The sequence below is a fragment of the Lascolabacillus sp. genome (assembly GCF_028696275.1).
Lineage (GTDB): Bacteria > Bacteroidota > Bacteroidia > Bacteroidales > Dysgonomonadaceae > Proteiniphilum > Proteiniphilum massiliensis.
In genome coordinates, this window is record NZ_JAQVHI010000039.1 from 1 (window position 1) to 19,852 (window position 19,852).

A 19,852-nucleotide genomic window follows, 5' to 3' on the forward strand; every position below is an offset into this window, starting at 1 on the left:
AACTTCGGATTTAAATCCAGAAAACACCGTTTTGGCTTTTGATAACTCATTAAGTTTATCGAAAAAAATATTTGACCAACTAAATATTGAACCCAAACAGAAAGAAATCCTACACAAAATAAGATAAAAAACTTTGGCCAAGCCTTGAAAAGTTGTACACAATACATCAATTCCTATAAATTAAAACACAAAACAATATGAATACTAAGAAAATTTTGATTTGGGCTTTTAGGATAATCTTATTAACTATACTTTACTTTCCTATTTGGATCTTAGGTACATTAGCAATTGGAGACCTGATGCCGACTACTACTTCAGAACCTGGTTTAGTGAGTGACGCAAACGGTATGCTTATTATAGGCTTAATAAATACAATTTTGATAATCGGGATTATTGTTTCTTCACGATGGTACGGATGGCGACTTGCGTTACTATTAGCTTTGGCATATTATGGGTCATTTACTTTTATAACACAAGTTGAAACGTGGTATTTTCTTACCGATTTAACGGTATCACCCAATTTACTTCCACGCTTATTTTTAATGGGATTATCAATACCATTCATTTATATTCCTCTTGCTATTCTGATTTGTAATAAATGGAAGAAAAGAGATGTTATCGTTGGAGATAAAAAAATGCTAATGCCTTTTAAGCAATTACTCTTAAAATTAGGTATTCTTGCTGTTACTTATCTGGTAATATATTGGTTGGCCGGTTACTTTATAGCATGGCAAAATCCTGAACTCAGAGCATTTTACGGTAGCTCCGGAGAGATAGCACCTTTCTTTGAACATACCTTTGATACATTCATCGATTCACCAAGCTTAATTTTACTGCAATTAGCCCGAGGAATATTATTTGCTGTAATAGCAATTCCAATAATTCGTGGTTCAAGAGTAAAGCCTTGGCTGACTGGATTGTTGGTCGCATTTCTTTTAGCATTACCACACTTAGGTCATATTATGCCTAATCCATTGATGCCTATAGCTAGTGTAAGGTTCAGCCATATGGTTGAAACATCGACGTCTACCTTCATTTTTGGATTGATCATTGTATGGCTACTTCATCGTAGACATTATAACGTAAAAGATCTGTTTTCTAAAAAACAAACAGGTCTACCCAATGTGGAAAGGTAGGAAGTTTAAAATTCATAATTATAAATGTTGTATATTTGCATACGTAAATAAGATGTTGTATTGCATATGAAGCCTTTCTTTTAGAGGTATAGGCGGTGTTAATGATCGATAGATAAAAACAATCAAAAATATGTTGTATAACATATAAAATGTACTATCTTTGTGTTGATTTAAATGGCAAGCGAGTTATTTAGAATCATCATTAGGTTATCAACTACATATTGAATGGCTTCTTAAATAGACGGTTGCCGATTAATCATAACTTTAATTTTAAAAGAAAGGAAAAATTATGACAATCAGAAACCTAACCAAAGAAGAGATTTTGGATCAGATAAAGTATCTGGAACAAAACATTTCTAACGGATCTGTTTCTTATCGTACTAACAGATTAAACAGAATCCGTACGTTGAAAGCAAGTTTGCGCATGGCAAGCTGAACAACTTCCAAATAAACAAACAAAGAGCAGAAAGCAGGAAATCCTGCAAGTATGCTGATGCAGTGGGGAAGTTGATTAACACTGATTCTGAAGCTAAGTGATAAATGATCACTGATGCTTTATTTTTTTTAGAACTAAATCGTAATAACAATATATATATTTTTCCATTAAAGCCACCTCGATAGGTGGCTTTTTCTATTTGTAGCCTATTTCATCTTTATAATGACTTTTTTTCACCATTGAGCAGTTGGTAATATGATTTTTATCTATCTTTGTCCAAATTATTAATCAAAATAACAATTTTATGGATTTATTGTCTGCCCGATTAAATGCTTTATCGCCTTCTGAAACATTCGCAATGGCACAAAAAAGCAATGAACTGAAAGCTCAGGGAATTGATGTTATTAATATGAGTGTGGGGGAACCCGACTTTTATACTCCGGACCATATAAAACAGGCTGCCAAACAGGCAATAGATGATAACTTTTCTTTCTACTCTCCTGTGGCTGGTTTCCAGGATCTGAAGGTTGCTATTTGTGAGAAACTGATGAGGGAGAATGAGCTGGATTATAAGCCTGCACAGATTGTTGTATCGAGCGGTGCTAAGCAGTCGATATGCAACGTTATACTCTCTATCATTGGTAAGGATGATGAGGTGATTATCCCTGCTCCTTACTGGGTGAGCTACCCGGAAATGGTGAAGCTGGCTGAGGGTAAACCGGTGTTTGTATATGCCGGAATTGATCAGGATTTTAAGATTACTGCACAGCAGCTGGAGGAGGCTATTACTCCTAAGACTAAAGCGCTGATTCTTTGCTCGCCATCTAACCCTACCGGAAGTGTTTATACTGCTGAGGAGCTGAAGGAGATGGCTGAGGTGCTGGCAAAATATCCAAATGTTATAGTTATCTCTGATGAGATTTATGAGCATATCAACTATATTGGTAAGCATGAGTCGATCGCGCAGTTTGATAAGATACGTGACCGTGTGGTTATCGTGAACGGGGTGTCTAAAGGATATGCGATGACTGGATGGCGTATTGGATGGATTGCTGCGACACAGTGGATTGCATCGGCTTGCAGTATGCTGCAGGGACAATATACTTCGGGCCCTTCTTCAATTGCACAGAAGGCGGCTGTGGCTGCCTATACCGGTAGTCAGGAGTGCGTTGCAGAGATGGGGGCTGCTTTTGAAAGGCGCAGGAACCTGATAGTGGGACTGCTTAAAGAGATTCCGGGGCTGAATGTGAATAATCCTATGGGTGCGTTTTATATCTTCCCGGAGTGTAAGAGCCTTATCGGCAGGTCTTATAATGGTAAGGTTATGGAGAGCGCTACCGACATTGCTATGTTCCTGCTGGAGGAGGCGCACGTGGCTTGTGTTGGGGGTGATGCTTTCGGTGCTCCGGGGTGTATACGTATATCATATGCTACTTCTGATGAGAATATAAAGAATGCTGTGGCAAGGATTAAAACTGCTCTTGAGAAGTTGTCCTGACACATTATTTTAAATCAAAATAAAACCCGGCTTGGTTAACGAGCCGGGTTTTCTATTTTTATTATTACCTTTGCAAATTATTTTTCAAAGGCTATAATTAATTGATGATGAGTAAAAAATTTCCTGAACATAGTCACTTGAATCTTTCAGATGTGAACAGAGAGATGCTGAAAGAGTGGGATGAAAAAGATATTTTCAAACGAAGTTTAGAGATTCGCAAGGGGCATCCTGACTTTGTTTTTTATGAGGGGCCGCCTTCTGCTAATGGTATGCCCGGTATTCACCATGTTATTGCACGTTCAATTAAAGATATATTTTGCCGCTATAAAACGATGAAGGGTTTCCTGGTAAACAGGAAGGCCGGATGGGATACGCACGGTTTGCCCGTGGAGCTGGGGGTTGAGAAATCTCTGGGTATCACGAAAGAGGATATTGGTACTAAAATATCGGTTGAGGAGTATAATGCTGCTTGCCGCACCGAGGTGATGAAATACACCAGGGAGTGGGAGGATCTTACTCGTCAGATGGGTTACTGGGTGGATATGAGTGATCCTTATATCACTTATGATAATCGATATATAGAGACGTTGTGGTATCTGCTTAAGGAGCTTTATAATAAGGATTATCTTTATAAAGGATATTCTATTCAGCCTTACTCTCCGGCTGCCGGAACGGGATTGAGTACTCATGAGCTTAACCAGCCCGGCTGCTACAGGGATGTGAAGGATACAACCTGTACGGCTCAGTTTAAGATTGTTGATCCGCTGCCTGAGTGGAAGGAGTTTGGTGAGGCGTTTTTCCTGGCGTGGACAACCACTCCATGGACGTTGCCTTCTAATGTGCTGCTTGCTGTGGGTAAGAATATCGAGTATGTGGCGGTGCAGACATATAACCAGTACACCGATAAGCCTATTACTGTGGTGCTTGCAAAGAGCCTGCTGAATACTTACTTCCCTGAGAAGAACAGTAAGTTGTCGCTTGAGGATTATAAGCCGGGTGATAAGGATATTCCTTTCCATGTTGTTGATAAGGTATGGAAGGGTGAGGAGCTTGCAGGCTTTGAATATGAGCAGCTGATGCCATGGGTGAAGGCAAACGGTAATGCATTCAGGGTGGTGACGGGGGATTTCGTGACTACTGAGGATGGTACCGGTATTGTGCATATTGCTCCTACTTTTGGTGCTGATGACATGAAGGTGGGCAAGGAGAACGGTGTGGATGGTATTTTACTTAAGGACAGGGATGGGGCAATGCGTCCGATGGTTGACCTGACTGGTAAATATTTCCGTATTGAGGAGCTTGATCCGCAGTTTGTAGAAAACAGTATGAATGCAGATCTGTATGGTGAGTTTGCCGGCAGATATGTTAAGAATGAGTATGATGACACTCTTACTGAGAAGGATGCTACACTTGATGTAGATCTTTCTGTGATGCTGAAGATGCAGAATCGTGCTTTCCGTATAGAGAAGCATGTGCATAACTATCCGCATTGCTGGAGAACGGATAAGCCTGTTCTCTATTATCCGCTGGATAGCTGGTTTGTTCGCACAACAGCATGCAGGGATAAGATGATTGAACTGAATAACACAATCAATTGGAAGCCGCAGTCGACTGGTACCGGACGCTTTGGTAAGTGGTTGGAGAATCTGCAGGACTGGAACCTGAGCAGGAGTCGCTACTGGGGCACTCCGCTTCCTATATGGCGCTCTGAGGATGGTAGGGAAGAGAAGTGTATCGGTTCGGTGAAGGAGCTGTATCAGGAGATGCAGAAGTCAATTGATGCCGGTGTGATGAGTGAGCTGCCTTGGAAAGGGGTTAGCTTGAGCGATTATAAAGATCTTGATTACGAAAAGATAGACCTGCACCGTCCTTATGTTGATAATATAGTGCTTGTTTCTGATAGCGGAAAACCGATGTATCGTGAATCGGATCTTATTGATGTTTGGTTTGATAGTGGTGCGATGCCATTTGCACAGGTGTTTTATCCTCATATAGCTGAAGAGGAGTTTCAGAAGGTGTTCCCTGCTGATTTTATTGCTGAGGGGGTGGACCAGACTCGTGGATGGTTCTATACTCTGCATGCGCTTGCGTCGATGGTGAAGGGTAGTGTGGCGTTTAAGAATGTTGTGTCGAATGGTCTTGTGCTTGACAAGAATGGCAATAAGATGTCGAAACGTCTCGGTAATGCTGTGGATCCGTTCACTACAATTGAGAAGTATGGCTCTGACCCTCTGCGCTGGTATATGATTACTAACGCTGCGCCTTGGGAGAACCTGAGGTTTGATGTTGAGGGGGTTGAAGAGGCTCGCAGAAAATTCTTCGGTACGCTCTACAATACTTACTCTTTCTTAGTGCTTTATGCTAATGTTGATGATTTCAGAAATCAGTATCCACAGATACCGGTTGAGAATCGTCCTGAAATAGATCGCTGGATTATCTCTCTTCTTAACTCTTTGGTGAAGGAGGTTGATCAGGGTTATGAGAATTATGAGCCAACCAAGGCTGGTCGCGCTATCAATGATTTTGTTAACGATAACTTGAGTAACTGGTATGTAAGACTTAACCGTAAACGTTTCTGGGGTGGTGAGATGACCGACGATAAGTTGTCGGCTTATCAGACTCTCTACCAGTGTCTGGTTACGGTTTCCAAGCTTATGGCTCCGATTGCTCCGTTTTATGCTGACAGGCTTTATCTGGACCTGACTTCGGTTGCAGGTGAGAAGGGGGCCGACTCAGTGCATCTGACCGATTTCCCGGTTGTTGAGGAGGGTCTGATAGATGAGCAGCTGGAAGATCAGATGTATCTGGCGCAGACTGTTTCGTCGATTGTGCTCGCTCTTCGTCGTAAGGTAAATATAAGGGTGCGTCAGCCTCTTACAAAGATAATGATACCTGTTGCTGATGAAAATCAGAAGAGTAATCTGCAGGCGGTTGAACAGTTGATACTTAACGAGGTAAATGTTAAGGAGCTTGCTTATGTTGACTCAGCAAGTGAGATATTGGTGAAGAGGGCTAAGCCTGACTTTAAGAAGCTGGGACCGAGATATGGAAAGATTATGAAGCAGCTGGCTGTTAAGATTCAGGAGTTTGACAGTAAAGATATTCAGGAGCTTGAGAAGAACGGATCGTACGCCTTTATGATAGATAGTCAGGAGGTGATAGTTGGTCTGGACGACGTGGAGATAATCTCTGAGGATATCCCGGGATGGCTTGTGGAGAATGAGGGCCGACTGACGGTTGCTCTTGATATCACTATTACGGATGAACTTCGTAAGGAGGGTATAGCTCGTGAGCTTGTAAACAGGATACAGAATCTGAGAAAAGCGAAGGATTTTGAAATAACCGACAGGATTGTAGTGAAGATTATGTCGCACCCTGCAATCGATGAGGCAGTGGCTGATAATTCGGAATACATAAGAAATCAGGTGCTTGCAGATGAGATATTGATTGTAAATGAAAAATTGGAAGATGAAATAGATATTGATGATGTTTCATTGACAATCAGTATTCATAAAAACAGTTGAGAATAATTTGTTTTTATGTATATTTGCGTATGCGTATACATGAAAAATTATAGTTAGTAAAAGAGAACACTCTCAAAAAAAATTTATTATGAGTAAAAAGACGAGATATTCAGCTGAAGAGTTGGAGGAATTCAGAGCTATTATTGTAGAAAAACTGGAAGTAGCCAAACAGGAGTATGAAAATTACAGGGCAGCGGTTACAAATGCTGATGGTAATGATACTGTGGACACTTCTCCAACTTATAAAGTGCTAGAAGAGGGTGCATCTACTCTCTCTAAGGAAGAGGCAGGCAGACTGGCTCAACGGCAGATGAAGTTTATTCAGAATCTTCAGGCTGCACTGGTACGTATTGAAAACGGTACATACGGTATATGCCGCGAAACAGGTGAACTTATCCCGAAAGAACGCCTTCGCGCTGTTCCTCATGCTACACTCAGTATTGAAGCAAAATCAAAGAAAAGGAGGTAAAATCAATCATATGAAGATCTTGATTTATGGATAGTCGTAGAGATAAGACATTGGTAGCTATCTTAGTAGTTTTTATGGTTATTCTCGTCGACCAGCTCACGAAGATTTTGGTTAAGACAAATATGAGTCTTTACGACACCATTAACATTACTGATTGGTTTCAAATCTATTTTGTAGAAAATAATGGGATGGCGTTTGGTATTGAGGCAGGAGGGAAACTGTTTCTTTCGCTTTTCCGTATAATTGCTGTTGTATTTATTATTATCTACATTAAAAAATTAATTAAAGAGGGTTTTAAAAAAGGTTTTATCGCTTGTGTGGCATTGATTCTTGCCGGTGCTTCCGGTAATATAATTGACAGTGTTTTTTATGGTGTAATTTTCGAAGCCAGCTATGCCGGCCACACAGCCTCTTTTGTTCCATGGGGTGAGGGCTATTCAACCCTGCTTCACGGTAAAGTTGTGGATATGTTATATTTTCCACTTTTTAGCGGAACATTTCCCAACTGGATACCGTTTATAGGGGGTGAGGACTTTCTCTTCTTCAGATTTATATTTAACATCGCAGATTCTGCAATTACTGTAGGTGTGATTCTGCTATTATTGTTTTACAGAAAAACTTTATCATATTCACTTCTTTCTAAATCTGAGCGTGAAAAATATGATAAGGAACAAAAAGAAAAAGAAATTACCAGTGAGACCTGAAACTGTTTCTAACCTTTTAGTGCTCGTGATATTGAGCCTGTTGATATCTTCTTGTCAGAACAGACCCAAGGAGGTGTTAAACAGAAAGAAAATGGAACAGCTTATGTATGATGTTTATATTGCCGAAGCGATAATGGATAATGATTATCAGGATTTCAGCGAACCGGAAAAGAAAGAGGCATATATAAACAAGGTTTTTGCTCAGCATAACGTAACACAGGCTCAGTGGGACACCTCCTTGTCGTGGTACTCCGATAAAATTGACCTTTATCTCAGAATGAACGACTCTGTTAAGGCTCGGCTGAAAAGGGCACAGATAGAGATCGACTCGAGAAATGCAAAACTTAGTTTAGAGAAGGCTGAACCTGATATCCAAATTTATTCAGCCTCTTATATTCCACGTACTTACACATTTAAAACACCAGGTACTGATAGTAAAGGGTTCCGTTTTCAACTCGATTCAGCAGCTATCTCAAAAGATATTCCAAGCAACTTCTTCTCGTTCAACCTGAATGCGATTGGAATACCTCAGTCGGGCAACAACAATCTGACTTCTGCGCTGATTCTGGAGTATAATGATACTACCATCTATAGATACCAGAAAATTAAAGAGAACAGGAACTATGGTACTCCTATTTCCAAATATATTGATAACGATACTCTTAAACAAATTTATGGCTTTGTGCGTTTTGAGAGTTCAAACGGAATTACTCCGAATATTCAGTTGTATGACATATATTTGGGAGGGCAATAATTTAAATTAATATAAACACATTTTTTAACAAATAAATAATCATAACTAAAACACCAAATGGAAAAGAAAAGAGTTTACACCTTTGGAAATGGCGCTGCTGAAGGAAGAGCAGATATGAAAAATCTGCTTGGAGGTAAAGGAGCTAACCTTGCTGAAATGAATCTGATAGGAGTACCGGTGCCTCCCGGTTTTACTATAACCACCGAAGTTTGTACCGAATATAATGAATTAGGACGTGACTACGTGATAAATGTACTGAAAGGGGAAGTAGAAGACGCGATAATTCAGATTGAAAAGCTGACCGGCACAAAGTTCGGAGATAAGGATAATCCTCTTCTTGTATCGGTAAGATCGGGCGCTCGTGTTTCGATGCCTGGTATGATGGATACAGTATTGAACCTGGGTCTGAATGATGACGCAGTTGAAGGGATTGCTAAAAAATCGGGAAATGAGCGTTTTGCTTGGGACTCATACCGCAGATTTGTACAGATGTATGGTGATGTGGTACTGGGTATGAAGCCTCATAGCAAAGAAGATATTGATCCTTTTGAAGAGATAATGGAGGAGATGAAAGCTTCAAAAGGTATTGAACTGGATACTGAGTTTACAACTGACGACCTGAAACAGCTGGTTAAACTGTTTAAGGCTGCTGTTAAGGAGAAAACAGGTAAGGAGTTTCCTGTTAGTCCATGGGATCAGCTTTGGGGATCGGTTTGTGCTGTATTCGACAGCTGGATGAATGAGCGTGCTATTCTATACCGTAAGATGAATAACTTCCCGGAAGAGTGGGGTACAGCTGTAAATGTTCAGGCGATGGTTTACGGTAATATGGGTAAAACATCAGGAACAGGTGTTGCATTTACCCGTGATGCTGCTACTGGTGAGAATATATTTAATGGTGAGTACCTGATTGATGCTCAGGGTGAGGATGTTGTATCGGGTGTGCGTACTCCGCAGCAGATCACAACTGAAGGTTCTCGCCGTTGGGCAAAACTGCAGGGTATCTCTGAAGAGGAGCGTAGTGCAAAATATCCTTCACTGGAAGAGGTTATGCCTGAGTGTGCTGCAGAACTGATTGCTGTACAGCAGAAGCTTGAGGACTACTTTAAAGATATGCAGGACCTTGAGTTTACAATTCAGGATGGTAAGTTATGGTTGTTGCAGACCAGAAGTGGTAAGAGAACAGGTGCAGCTATGATTAAGATTGCTATAGATATGCTGCATGAGGGTTATATTGATGAGAAGACTGTTTTAAAACGTTGCGATCCTGAAAAGCTGGATGAGCTGCTGCACCCTGTATTTGATAAGAATGCTCTTGCAAAAGCGAAGCCTATAACACACGGACTTCCTGCTTCTCCGGGAGCTGCTGCCGGTCAGGTGGTTTTCCATGCTGATGAGGCTGAAGAGTGGAGTAAAGAGGGTAAACAGGTTATTCTTTGTCGTATAGAGACATCTCCTGAGGATCTGAGGGGTATGAATTCTGCTCAGGGTATCCTGACCTCAAGAGGTGGTATGACATCACACGCAGCTGTGGTTGCACGTGGTATGGGTAAATGCTGTGTTTCTGCAGCAAATAACCTTATAATAGATTATAAAACTCGCTCTCTTTCTATTAATGGAAAGGAAATTAAAGAGGGTGACTGGCTCTCACTTGATGGGTCAACCGGTTATGTTTATGAAGGTAAAATAGCTACTCAGGATGCTGATCTTGACGAGAACTTTGATGAGCTGATGAGTATTGCTGAGAAGTATGCCCGAATGGATGTGAGAACAAATGCTGATACTCCTAAGGATGCAGCGGTTGCACGTAAATTTGGAGCTAAGGGTATTGGTCTGTGCCGTACAGAGCATATGTTCTTCGAAGAGGATAAGATTGTTCCTATGCGTGAGATGATCCTCTCTAAAGATGAAGAGGGACGCCGCAAAGCTTTGGAGAAACTGCTGCCTCTTCAGAAGAAAGATTTCCTGGGTATCTTCAGAGCTATGGATGGACTGCCGGTGACTGTCAGACTGCTTGATCCGCCTTTGCATGAGTTTGTTCCTCACGATGAAAAGGGACAGATGGAGATGGCAAAGGTTATGGGTATCTCATATAAAGATATTCACGACAGGGTTGAAGGTCTTATGGAAGCAAACCCAATGCTTGGTCTTCGCGGATGCCGTCTTGGTAACCTCTATCCTGAGATCACTGAGATGCAGACCCGTGCTATCATTGAGGCTGCTATTGAACTGAAGAAAGAGGGTATTACAGCTATTCCTGAGATTATGGTGCCTCTAACAGGTATTGTTCATGAGTTTAAAGCTCAGAAGGATATTATTGAGTCTACTATACATGAGGTGTTTGCTGAGAATAATGAATCGGTTGAATATAAGATTGGTACAATGATTGAGATACCAAGAGCTGCTATTACTGCACATAAGATTGCGGCAGAGGCCGACTTCTTCTCATTTGGTACTAACGACTTGACTCAGCTGACATTCGGTTATAGCCGTGATGACGTTGCCAAATTCCTTCCAATGTATCTTGATAAGGGTATATTGAAACAGGATCCGTTTGCTGTATTGGATCAGAATGGTGTTGGACAACTTGTTCGCATGGCTGTACAAACAGGACGTGAGGTGAAAACTACGCTTAAGTGTGGTATTTGTGGTGAGCATGGCGGTGAGCCTTCATCAGTGAAATTCTGTCACACTGTAGGTCTGAACTATGTTTCTTGCTCTCCGTTCCGTGTTCCTATTGCTCGTCTGGCTGCAGCTCAGGCAGCTATAGAGGGATAGTTGGACTGACTCTTTATATGAAAATTCGCAGAGGCGCCATAATTGGCGTCTCTGCATGCTTATAACTACTTTTAACCATCGAGTTGTTTGGCTGTTAAACGTATTATACCTACTTTTACATATATAATTCTTAATCAGTTTTATGAGACTTGCATGATGATCATTGCTCCGTTTAGAATGATTTTTGTGAGTATCAAATGTTACTTTTAAGAGACAGTAATTTTAATCATATGAAATCTAAAATAAAAGTATTGTTTTTTCTGGCTGTATTACTTGCATCACAGACTGTTATTTCGCAGAATAATATAATAGACGAAATAGTGTGGGTTGTGGGTGATGAAGCGATTCTCAAATCTGAAGTTGAGGAATACCGCAAAGAGATGCTGATGCAAAACCAGCGTATCGAAGGTGATCCTTATTGCTTTATACCGGAACAGTTGGCTATTCAGAAACTTTTTCTGGATCAGGCGAAACTTGACAGTATTGAGGTTCAGGAATCTAATATTTCCCGTGAACTGGAGTATTATGTGAATAACTATATCAACTCGATTGGTTCTGTGGAGAGGCTGGAAGAGTACTTTGGAAAGCGTCTGTCTGCAATTCGTGAAGATTTAAGAGAACAGATACGTGAGCAGCAGATAATTCAGAGTGTACAGCAGAAGCATTTTGGCAATATTCAGCTGTCACCATCCGAAATTCGTCAATACTACAACAACCTGTCTCAGGATAGTCTCCCATTTATACCAACTACAGTGGAAGTTCAGATTATTACTGCTGAGCCTAAAATTCCTCTGGAGGAGATAGATAAGGTTAAAGCCCGACTCAGAGAATATACCGATCAGGTGAATAGTGGAGAAAGAGAGTTTTCAACTCTGGCACTGCTGCACTCTGAAGATCCTTCGGCAATTCAGGGGGGTGAACTTGGTTTTATGTCAAGATCGGGATTTGTGCCTGAGTTTGCAAATGTTGCTTTTGCACTTAATGATCCGAAGAAGGTTTCGAATGTTGTAGAGACTGAATATGGATTTCATATAATCCAGCTTATTGAAAGAAGGGGAGAGATGGCCAATTTCAGGCATATACTGCTTAAGCCTAAGGTTCCTAAAGAATCGCTCGATACTGCTGTTGTTCGACTCGACTCGATAAGGGCCGGGATAATGGATAAGAGGCTGACTTTTGATGAGGCTGCAACATACCTTTCAGCAGATAAGGATACGCGCAATAATAAGGGTATCATGGTGAACAATACTCAGGGAAGTCCTAATGCCGGAACTCCTCGCTTTGCGCTGAATGAACTGAATCAGGATATTGCAAAGATTGCTGGTGAGATGAAAGAGGGTGAGATCTCGCAGCCGTTTCTGATGCTTAATGACAAGGGCAGGCAGGTGGCTGCAATGATTAAGATTACAAACCGTAATGAGGGGCACCGCGCTAATATCAACAACGATTATCAGATTATAAAACAGATGGCGGAAAATGCCCGCAAGCAGAAGCTTGTTGATGAGTGGCTTCAGAAAAAGATTGAGAAAACTTATGTGCGTATTGATCCGGAATGGAGGAAATGCGAATTCAGATATTCAGGCTGGTTAAGGTAAAAAAGTTTTTTTCAGTTGCAATGAAAAAACAATCCTATAAATATTTAAAGCAAAGCACACTTTTACTTAGTGTGCTGTTTGTTTTTATATTTTCTGTGCATGCGCAGCAACCTGACTCCATAACAGCACCGAGGCAGGTGAAACCGGCTGTTGCCGGAGATAGCAATGCTGTGGATGAGGGTGCAGAAAGAATTATTGAGTTGAGACAGGCCGACCTGTGGAGCAAGAGGGCCGGTTTTGATGCTGAGATTCTTACGGGAAATGTTATCTTCTTTCATGAGGGTGCATATATGTATTGTGACAGCGCTTACCTGTTTCAGCAAACGAACTCATTTGAGGCTTTCAGCAATGTGAGCATGGAGCAGGGAGATACTATTTTTGTTTATGGCGATTATCTCTTTTATGATGGAAATACCAGACTGGCACGCCTGCGTGACAATATAAGGATGGAGGATAAAAATACTACTCTGTTTACGGATAGTCTGGACTATGATCGTATAGCAAATCTTGGATATTATTTTGAGGGTGGTATGCTTGTTGATGAAGAGAATGAGCTGACATCATTCTGGGGTCAGTACGCTCCTGATACAAAAGAGGCTCTGTTCAGTGATAGTGTGAAGCTGGTTAATGAGGATTATATCATTTATGCAGATACCCTGAAATATAATACGGAAACAAAAATTGCTGATATTTTAGGGCCTTCGAGAATTGTTTCAGACAGTGGTTATATTCATACGCAGAATGGCTGGTATAATACTGTAACTGAGGATTCGCGACTTCTGGATCGTTCGCAGGTTTATAGTAATGACGGCAGCAAGGTGCTGATTGGCGACACGATCTTTTATAACAGAATTTCCGGAGAGGGTGAGGTCTTTGGTAATATGTATCTTGAGGATAGCGAGAGAAAAGGTATAATAAGAGGGAACTATGGTTTTTATAATGAGAAAACTGAATATGGTTTTGCAACCGATTCTGCCTTCGCTATAGATTATTCTGGTCAGGATAGTCTTTTTCTGCATGGTGATACATTGGTAATGAGCACAGATTCTACCTTCAGGGATATCAAGGCGTACTATAATGTGAGGTTTTATCGTGCAGATATACAGGGTATTTGTGACTCAATACACTACTCCTCACGAGATTCTATGATTTATATGGTTGGGCATCCTGTTGTATGGAACGAAAACAACCAGATATCAGGTTTTCAGATTAATGTTCATTTAAACGACTCAACTATAGAAAAGGCTATAGTGAAGGATAATGCATTAGCTGTTCAGGACAGAGGGGAGGGGGATCAGTTTAACCAGCTGAGCGGAAGAGATATGACTGCCTACTTCAGGGATGGAGAAATTTATCATGTGCTTGTAGAAGGTAATGCAGAGTCGCTATACTACCTCGTGGAAGAGGACAAAACGATAATTGGATTAAACAGGACTGAGAGTCCCTATCTCTCAATAGATATTGCTGATGAACAGATAAAGCGACTGAAAGTGTGGCCTTCAACAAAAGCTGTGACAACACCGCTTCCTCAATTGCAACCGGAGCAGAAAAGATTGGAAAGGTTTGTATGGCTTGATTATTTGCGGCCAACCGGCCCGGATGATATCTTCCGAAGCAACGAAAGGAAAACTGAGGATGTTGACAATGAGCCTGTAAGGCGTTTCGAGAGGGAAGACATTACACTATGATTTAGTAATCATTGTTTTGTGATTATTAAATGTGAATCAGTACTTAAAACCGGGTAAACTGGTTTGCTGTTTTGTCTTTATTATTATGATTATTTATATTTGTATCTATCAAACATCTATTTAAAATGGGAGTATTTTTTTTCTATAACAACCGTAAACCTCGCAAATTTAATTACAAACCGATTCTTTATGATCCGGATGAGGAGGCTCGAAAGGAGAAACTAAAGAACAGGATTGAAGCTGTAAAGAGAGAGATGGGCGTTTTGCCTGAAAGGAGTGAAATAGATAAAAAAGATTTTAAATCTGAGTTTGTTTCTCAGACTCGCTTTTTAAAGAAACGCAAAAGCAGAGAGGAATCAGGTGAAAGTTCATTTATTACCAATAACAAAATACTTATTTTCATAGGTATAGTTCTGTTGTTGATATTCATCTTCTGGCTGTTGCGATAAATTGGGTTTTAATTAAAATATGACTGATATAATTCATCTTCTACCTGACTCCATCGCCAACCAAATTGCTGCAGGTGAAGTAATTCAAAGGCCCTCTTCAGTGGTAAAGGAGTTAGTGGAGAATTCTATTGATGCAGGAGCTGAACATATACAGATAGTTATAAAGGATGCAGGACGTACTTTGATCACTGTTATTGACGATGGTAAGGGTATGTCTCCAACCGATGCAAGAATGGCTTTTGAGAGGCACGCAACATCAAAAATTAAAAGTGCAGATGATCTTTTTGCACTCACCACAATGGGTTTCAGAGGTGAGGCATTACCATCGATTGCTGCAATATCGCAGGTTGAGGTAAAGAGTCGCAGAGAAGAAGATGAGTTAGGGACTCTACTGTTAATATCCGGTTCAAGACTGGAAAAGCAGGAGTTTATTGCTTGTGGTGCGGGTACTTCAATTTCTGTAAAAAATATATTCTATAATGTTCCTGCACGCAGGAAATTCCTTAAATCCAATGAAACTGAGAGACGAAATATATTTAACGAAATCGAGAGAATTGCTTTAGTACATCCGCATCTGGAGTTCTCTCTGATCGAAAATGATGAGGAGACCCTGCATCTTACTAAAGCAGGATTAAAGCAGCGAATTGCACAGCTGGAGGGTAAGAATATTTTGCAGCAGCTGATAGATATAGAGGCTGAGACTGCACTCGGAAAGATTTACGGGTATGTTTCGCGACCGGAGTATGCAAAGAAGCGCAATTCAAGTCAGTTCTTCTTCGTAAACAACAGGTATATCCGCCATCCATATTTTCATAAAGCGGTGACTACTGCTTTTGAACAGCTTATCTCTTCTGATGAGAAGCCTACTTATTACATCTATTTTGAGGTTGATCCTGAATCTCTTGATGTTAATATTCATCCTACAAAGACTGAGGTGAAGTTTGAAAATGAGCAGGCTTTATGGCAGATTTTGATGGTAACGGTTAAAGAGTCGCTTGGTAAGTTTAATGCTGTGCCCACAATTGATTTCGACAGGGAGGATGCGCCTGAGATACCTGTTTATGATCCTTCTGCACCGGTTCAAATGCCGAGGGTTAATGTTGATCCTGCATACAATCCTTTCAATGCTCCTTCTTTTGAACCCAACAGGGTGTCAGCGCCTGCTTTAGGATGGGAAAAACTACACAAGAGTTTCGAGGAAGAGGTGTCACCCCCTTCGGAAAACATATTAGCAGGATCTGCTCAAAATATACCAGAGACAGATCTTTATCCTGAACATTATCAGTATAAGCAGAGATATATTCTCACCTCTGTAAAATCGGGGTTGATGATAATTGATCAGCATAAAGCGCATATAAGGATTCTGTTTGAAAAGTATCTTACTCAGATAAGAAAAAGAAAAGGAGTTTCACAACGTGTTCTTTTTCCTGAAGTATTAGAGCTTTCTGCTTCGGAATCGGCCGCATTGCCTTCTATAATGGACGACCTGGAGGCGCTTGGCTTTGAACTGAGCAATCTGGGCAACAACTGTTTTGCTGTTCAGGGTGTTCCTTCTGAGATAGAGAGTTCCAACCCGGGCACGATTATCAAATCGATGATTAGTTATAGCCTGGAAACTGGCAGTGATGTTAAGTCGGAGATTCAGGAGTCAATTGCTCTTTCGCTGGCAAGATTAACAGCTATTCCCTATGGCAGGGCTTTAACGGGGGAAGAGATGTTGCTGATAGTGAGTGAGCTTTTTGCAACACCATCACCTTCTTACACACCTGATGGACAGAAGGTTGTAAGTTTACTGTCTGATGCCGAAATAGAAAAGAAAATGAACTAATTAATTTATTCACCATTAAAAACGAATATTATGGATTACTCTTATTGTGGAACGAGCGGAATACAGCTACCCAAGATTTCACTTGGTTTGTGGCACAACTTTGGGTTCGTGGATGATTACGAAACTGCAAAGGATATGATTCTTTATGCTTTTGAGCAGGGTATTACTCATTTCGACCTGGCTAATAACTATGGACCTCCTCCAGGATCAGCAGAAACTAATTTTGGGAAAATATTGAGAGAGAACCTTTCATCACACCGTGATCAGATGATAATATCGTCAAAAGCGGGGTATTATATGTGGGAGGGACCTTATGGTGACGGTGGTTCAAGAAAGTATCTGATGGCAAGTATCGATCAGAGTCTGAAGCGTACGGGACTTGATTACTTTGATATCTTTTATACACACAGGTATGATCCGAACACACCTATTGAGGAGACAATGCAGGCTTTGGTTGATATAGTACGTCAGGGAAAGGCCTTATATGTTGGATTTTCTAACTATCCTCCTGTACAGGCCAGAAAAGGATTGAATTATTTAAAGGAGAGAGATGTTCCATGTCTGATTTTTCAGGATAAGTATAGTATGTTTAATCGCAAACCTGAAGAGGAGATATTGAGTATCACAAAAGAGTATGGTGCAGGTTTTATAGCTTTCTCTCCTCTTGCACAGGGTGTTCTTACAGATAAATACCTGAATGGCATTCCTGAGGATTCACGCGCAGCTAAGCCTACCGGTTTTCTAAGGAAAGAACAAGTTTCTCCTCTTTTAGTAGAAAAGGTTAAACAGTTGAATGTGATTGCATCAGAACGTGGTCAGACAATGGCAGAGATGGCTATTGCATGGGTGTTGAGAGATCCAAGGGTTACATCTGTGATTGTTGGAACCAGAAACATGGATCAGTTGAAAGACAATTTGAATGCATTGCAAAATCTCAATTTCACAAAAGAAGAGCTGATCAGGATTGATACAATTCTGGATGGTGCTACTCTGTAATTTGTTAAACAGATGCGGATAAAAAGATATTTGGCTATTTCTTTTCTCTTTCTGTTATCTTGTGCTGATAATACACCACCACTCTCTATACCTTATGCTCCGGTAAGGTTTACAATTGATGTGAATGCTTATGATCATACGTTGAGAGAGGGTATGTCGTACAAGACTTTTACGGAACCGCGTCTGAGTACAGACAGACTTGGATATGCAGGTCTGCTTGCAGTAACTGATGCATCGGGCAGCAACGTTTATGTATATGATTTATGCTGTCCTTATGAAGATGACAGAAATATAAGAATTATACCCCGGGGAGATGGTAAGGCAGAATGCCCCGGGTGTAATTCTGTTTTTGTAACCATGTATGGTAACTTTGGTCTTGGATTGGGAACACCTGAAAAAGGTCCTTCAAAAGAGCCATTGCAAAGCTATCAGGTTTATTCCTCACGGCCAGGAGTTTATGAAGTAGTGAATAGCAGGGGGAATAAATAAACCGAATTAATTTTAACAATAACTGAACAAAATAGTACTTTTCTTGTTTTACCTGCTTACGGAATTTTTAATCTGAAGTGGCATTCTCTTTAGGATTTTCTTTAATGCCATTTCTTTAATTTTAATTGATGAGAAAAGTCTATACGTTTTCTGTTTTACTGGTTATCGGTCTTGTTTTATCACAAATCTTGCCTCCATTATTAGGAGAGAGTTTCCCAACATTTCAATTAGTTTCAACCTCTTTACTCTACATCTCACTTGCATTTATCATGATAAATGTAGGTCGCGAGTTTGAATTGAATAAAAAAGAGTGGCGCAGCTATACACTGGATTATGGTGTAGCAATGGGAGCCGCTGCATTTCCATGGATTCTTGTGGCATTGTACTATCTCTTTGCAGTTGCTCCTCCTGAGATGAAAATGTGGCTAAATGGAGATGCCTGGAAAGAGTCTTTCATGCTTGGTCGCTATGCTGCTCCCACCTCTGCAGGGATATTGTTTACAATGCTGGTTGCTGCCGGTTTGAAGCATACCTGGGTATATAAAAAAGTACAGGTTCTGGCAATATTCGATGACCTGGATACAATACTTTTAATGATACCTCTTCAGATTCTGATGATAGGAATGCGCTGGCAGATGTTAGTGGTTATGGCTGTTGCTGTGCTGCTAATATGGCTGGGCTGGAAGAAGATGAATTCCTTAAATATTAAACAAGACTGGAAGTCGATACTACTCTATTCCATTCTTCTTTTTGTTATAATCGAAGGTCTGTATCGCATAACAACACATTTATACGGTTTTGATGGTGGTATTCATATAGAGATTTTACTTCCTGCTTTTATTTTGGGTATGATTATGAAAGGAGATCATCCTCCTGTACCGGATAAGAGTGAGGTTAAAGTAGCAGATTCCATATCATACATATTCATGTTACTGGTTGGTTTGAGCATGCCTCTCTTTTTGGGTGTTGACTTTACTAAAGATGCAGCACTTTCTGCTTCTGTAATTTCTCAGATTCCTATGCCTCACTGGAGTGTTATAGCAATGCATGTAGTTTTGGTCACCATTATATCCAATATTGGAAAGCTGTTCCCACTATTTTTCTATAGAGACAGGACTATTAAGGAGCGACTCGCATTATCAATTGGTATGTTCTCGAGAGGTGAGGTTGGAGCAGGTGTTCTTTTCATTGCCATAAGCTATCAGATAGGTGGGGTATTGCTTGTAATTTCAGTATTGGCAATGTGTTTGAATCTATTATTAACCGGAATATTTATCTCTTCTGCTAAAAGGCTGATATTGGCTTCAGCGCATGATGTCACATAATCAGGCAGATAATTAAGCTTACAAGAAAAATCGAAAAATTAAAGAAAAAATGTTTCGATTTTTCTTTGTAAATTGAAGAAACATTTTTACATTTGCAGTCGCAAATTCAAACTGTGCAAGCGAGCACTGATAGAAAAGCAACGTTTTGCGGAAGTAGCTCAGTTGGTAGAGCACGACCTTGCC

At 40.5% G+C, this 19,852-nt stretch carries 15 protein-coding genes; all 15 read left to right on the forward strand.

The features are described 5' to 3' along the window. The first annotated feature begins 299 nt into the window (after positions 1 to 299). The 15 genes from PHO43_RS08540 to PHO43_RS08610 all read left to right on the forward strand — a co-directional run bounded on the left by PHO43_RS08540 (position 300) and on the right by PHO43_RS08610 (position 19,669). Entirely contained in the window at positions 300 to 1,136 is an 837-nt protein-coding gene (locus tag PHO43_RS08540) for a hypothetical protein (protein WP_288011933.1), read from the forward strand. Positions 1,137 to 1,425: 289 nt separating this feature from the next. Then, the gene (locus PHO43_RS08545) at positions 1,426 to 1,572 is read left to right on the forward strand and encodes a hypothetical protein (RefSeq protein ID WP_157360209.1); all 147 of its coding nucleotides are present in this window, start codon (positions 1,426 to 1,428) and stop codon (positions 1,570 to 1,572) included. Between the two features lie 304 nt (positions 1,573 to 1,876). Next, entirely contained in the window at positions 1,877 to 3,070 is a 1,194-nt protein-coding gene (locus tag PHO43_RS08550) for a pyridoxal phosphate-dependent aminotransferase (protein ID WP_288009880.1), read from the forward strand. A gap of 107 nt (positions 3,071 to 3,177) precedes the next feature. Further along, positions 3,178 to 6,594, forward strand: a complete 3,417-nt coding sequence (gene ileS, locus PHO43_RS08555) for an isoleucine--tRNA ligase (RefSeq protein ID WP_288011940.1) — start codon at positions 3,178 to 3,180, stop codon at positions 6,592 to 6,594. A gap of 88 nt (positions 6,595 to 6,682) precedes the next feature. Then, positions 6,683 to 7,063, forward strand: coding sequence for a TraR/DksA family transcriptional regulator (locus PHO43_RS08560; RefSeq protein WP_045090347.1), 381 nt, complete (start codon positions 6,683 to 6,685; stop codon positions 7,061 to 7,063). Positions 7,064 to 7,089: 26 nt separating this feature from the next. Next, on the forward strand, positions 7,090 to 7,767 hold the full coding sequence (locus PHO43_RS08565; protein ID WP_045090346.1) for a lipoprotein signal peptidase: 678 nt from the start codon (positions 7,090 to 7,092) through the stop codon (positions 7,765 to 7,767). Next, positions 7,724 to 8,521: a DUF4296 domain-containing protein gene (locus PHO43_RS08570; RefSeq protein WP_045090345.1), complete on the forward strand. Its 798-nt coding sequence runs from the start codon at positions 7,724 to 7,726 to the stop codon at positions 8,519 to 8,521. The genes PHO43_RS08565 and PHO43_RS08570 overlap by 44 nt, the downstream gene beginning before the upstream one ends. 57 nt (positions 8,522 to 8,578) lie before the next feature. After that, on the forward strand, positions 8,579 to 11,299 hold the full coding sequence (gene ppdK / locus PHO43_RS08575) for a pyruvate, phosphate dikinase (protein ID WP_288009882.1): 2,721 nt from the start codon (positions 8,579 to 8,581) through the stop codon (positions 11,297 to 11,299). Between the two features lie 230 nt (positions 11,300 to 11,529). Continuing rightward, positions 11,530 to 12,894, forward strand: a complete 1,365-nt coding sequence (locus PHO43_RS08580) for a peptidylprolyl isomerase (protein WP_045090343.1) — start codon at positions 11,530 to 11,532, stop codon at positions 12,892 to 12,894. Then, positions 12,861 to 14,582: an OstA-like protein gene (locus PHO43_RS08585; protein WP_288011935.1), complete on the forward strand. Its 1,722-nt coding sequence runs from the start codon at positions 12,861 to 12,863 to the stop codon at positions 14,580 to 14,582. Before PHO43_RS08580 ends, PHO43_RS08585 begins: the two co-directional genes overlap by 34 nt. A gap of 125 nt (positions 14,583 to 14,707) precedes the next feature. Further along, positions 14,708 to 15,031 carry a hypothetical protein gene (locus PHO43_RS08590; protein WP_045090342.1) on the forward strand — a complete coding sequence of 108 codons (324 nt, stop codon included), beginning with the start codon at positions 14,708 to 14,710 and terminating at the stop codon, positions 15,029 to 15,031. Positions 15,032 to 15,050: 19 nt separating this feature from the next. Beyond that, a complete protein-coding gene (gene mutL / locus PHO43_RS08595) occupies positions 15,051 to 16,859 on the forward strand; it encodes a DNA mismatch repair endonuclease MutL (protein WP_288011937.1) in 1,809 nt (602 codons plus the stop codon). A gap of 30 nt (positions 16,860 to 16,889) precedes the next feature. Continuing rightward, positions 16,890 to 17,855 carry an aldo/keto reductase gene (locus tag PHO43_RS08600; protein WP_045090340.1) on the forward strand — a complete coding sequence of 322 codons (966 nt, stop codon included), beginning with the start codon at positions 16,890 to 16,892 and terminating at the stop codon, positions 17,853 to 17,855. A 12-nt stretch (positions 17,856 to 17,867) separates the two neighbouring features. After that, positions 17,868 to 18,344: a hypothetical protein gene (locus PHO43_RS08605; RefSeq protein WP_053827200.1), complete on the forward strand. Its 477-nt coding sequence runs from the start codon at positions 17,868 to 17,870 to the stop codon at positions 18,342 to 18,344. Between the two features lie 128 nt (positions 18,345 to 18,472). Continuing rightward, positions 18,473 to 19,669 (forward strand): cation:proton antiporter family protein, encoded by a 1,197-nt coding sequence (locus PHO43_RS08610; RefSeq protein ID WP_045090338.1) that lies wholly within the window; start codon positions 18,473 to 18,475, stop codon positions 19,667 to 19,669. The last annotated feature ends 183 nt before the right edge of the window (positions 19,670 to 19,852 follow it).

Bases quoted from the DNA above. Each gene is read 5' to 3' on its own strand.
- PHO43_RS08540 (WP_288011933.1), top strand. From the start codon at position 300: ATGCCGACTACTACTTCAGAACCTGGTTTAGTGAGTGACGCAAACGGT.
- PHO43_RS08545 (WP_157360209.1), top strand. From the start codon at position 1,426: ATGACAATCAGAAACCTAACCAAAGAAGAGATTTTGGATCAGATAAAG.
- PHO43_RS08550 (WP_288009880.1), top strand. From the start codon at position 1,877: ATGGATTTATTGTCTGCCCGATTAAATGCTTTATCGCCTTCTGAAACA.
- ileS (WP_288011940.1), top strand. From the start codon at position 3,178: ATGAGTAAAAAATTTCCTGAACATAGTCACTTGAATCTTTCAGATGTG.
- PHO43_RS08560 (WP_045090347.1), top strand. From the start codon at position 6,683: ATGAGTAAAAAGACGAGATATTCAGCTGAAGAGTTGGAGGAATTCAGA.
- PHO43_RS08565 (WP_045090346.1), top strand. From the start codon at position 7,090: ATGGATAGTCGTAGAGATAAGACATTGGTAGCTATCTTAGTAGTTTTT.
- PHO43_RS08570 (WP_045090345.1), top strand. From the start codon at position 7,724: ATGATAAGGAACAAAAAGAAAAAGAAATTACCAGTGAGACCTGAAACT.
- ppdK (WP_288009882.1), top strand. From the start codon at position 8,579: ATGGAAAAGAAAAGAGTTTACACCTTTGGAAATGGCGCTGCTGAAGGA.
- PHO43_RS08580 (WP_045090343.1), top strand. From the start codon at position 11,530: ATGAAATCTAAAATAAAAGTATTGTTTTTTCTGGCTGTATTACTTGCA.
- PHO43_RS08585 (WP_288011935.1), top strand. From the start codon at position 12,861: ATGCGAATTCAGATATTCAGGCTGGTTAAGGTAAAAAAGTTTTTTTCA.
- PHO43_RS08590 (WP_045090342.1), top strand. From the start codon at position 14,708: ATGGGAGTATTTTTTTTCTATAACAACCGTAAACCTCGCAAATTTAAT.
- mutL (WP_288011937.1), top strand. From the start codon at position 15,051: ATGACTGATATAATTCATCTTCTACCTGACTCCATCGCCAACCAAATT.
- PHO43_RS08600 (WP_045090340.1), top strand. From the start codon at position 16,890: ATGGATTACTCTTATTGTGGAACGAGCGGAATACAGCTACCCAAGATT.
- PHO43_RS08605 (WP_053827200.1), top strand. From the start codon at position 17,868: ATGCGGATAAAAAGATATTTGGCTATTTCTTTTCTCTTTCTGTTATCT.
- PHO43_RS08610 (WP_045090338.1), top strand. From the start codon at position 18,473: ATGAGAAAAGTCTATACGTTTTCTGTTTTACTGGTTATCGGTCTTGTT.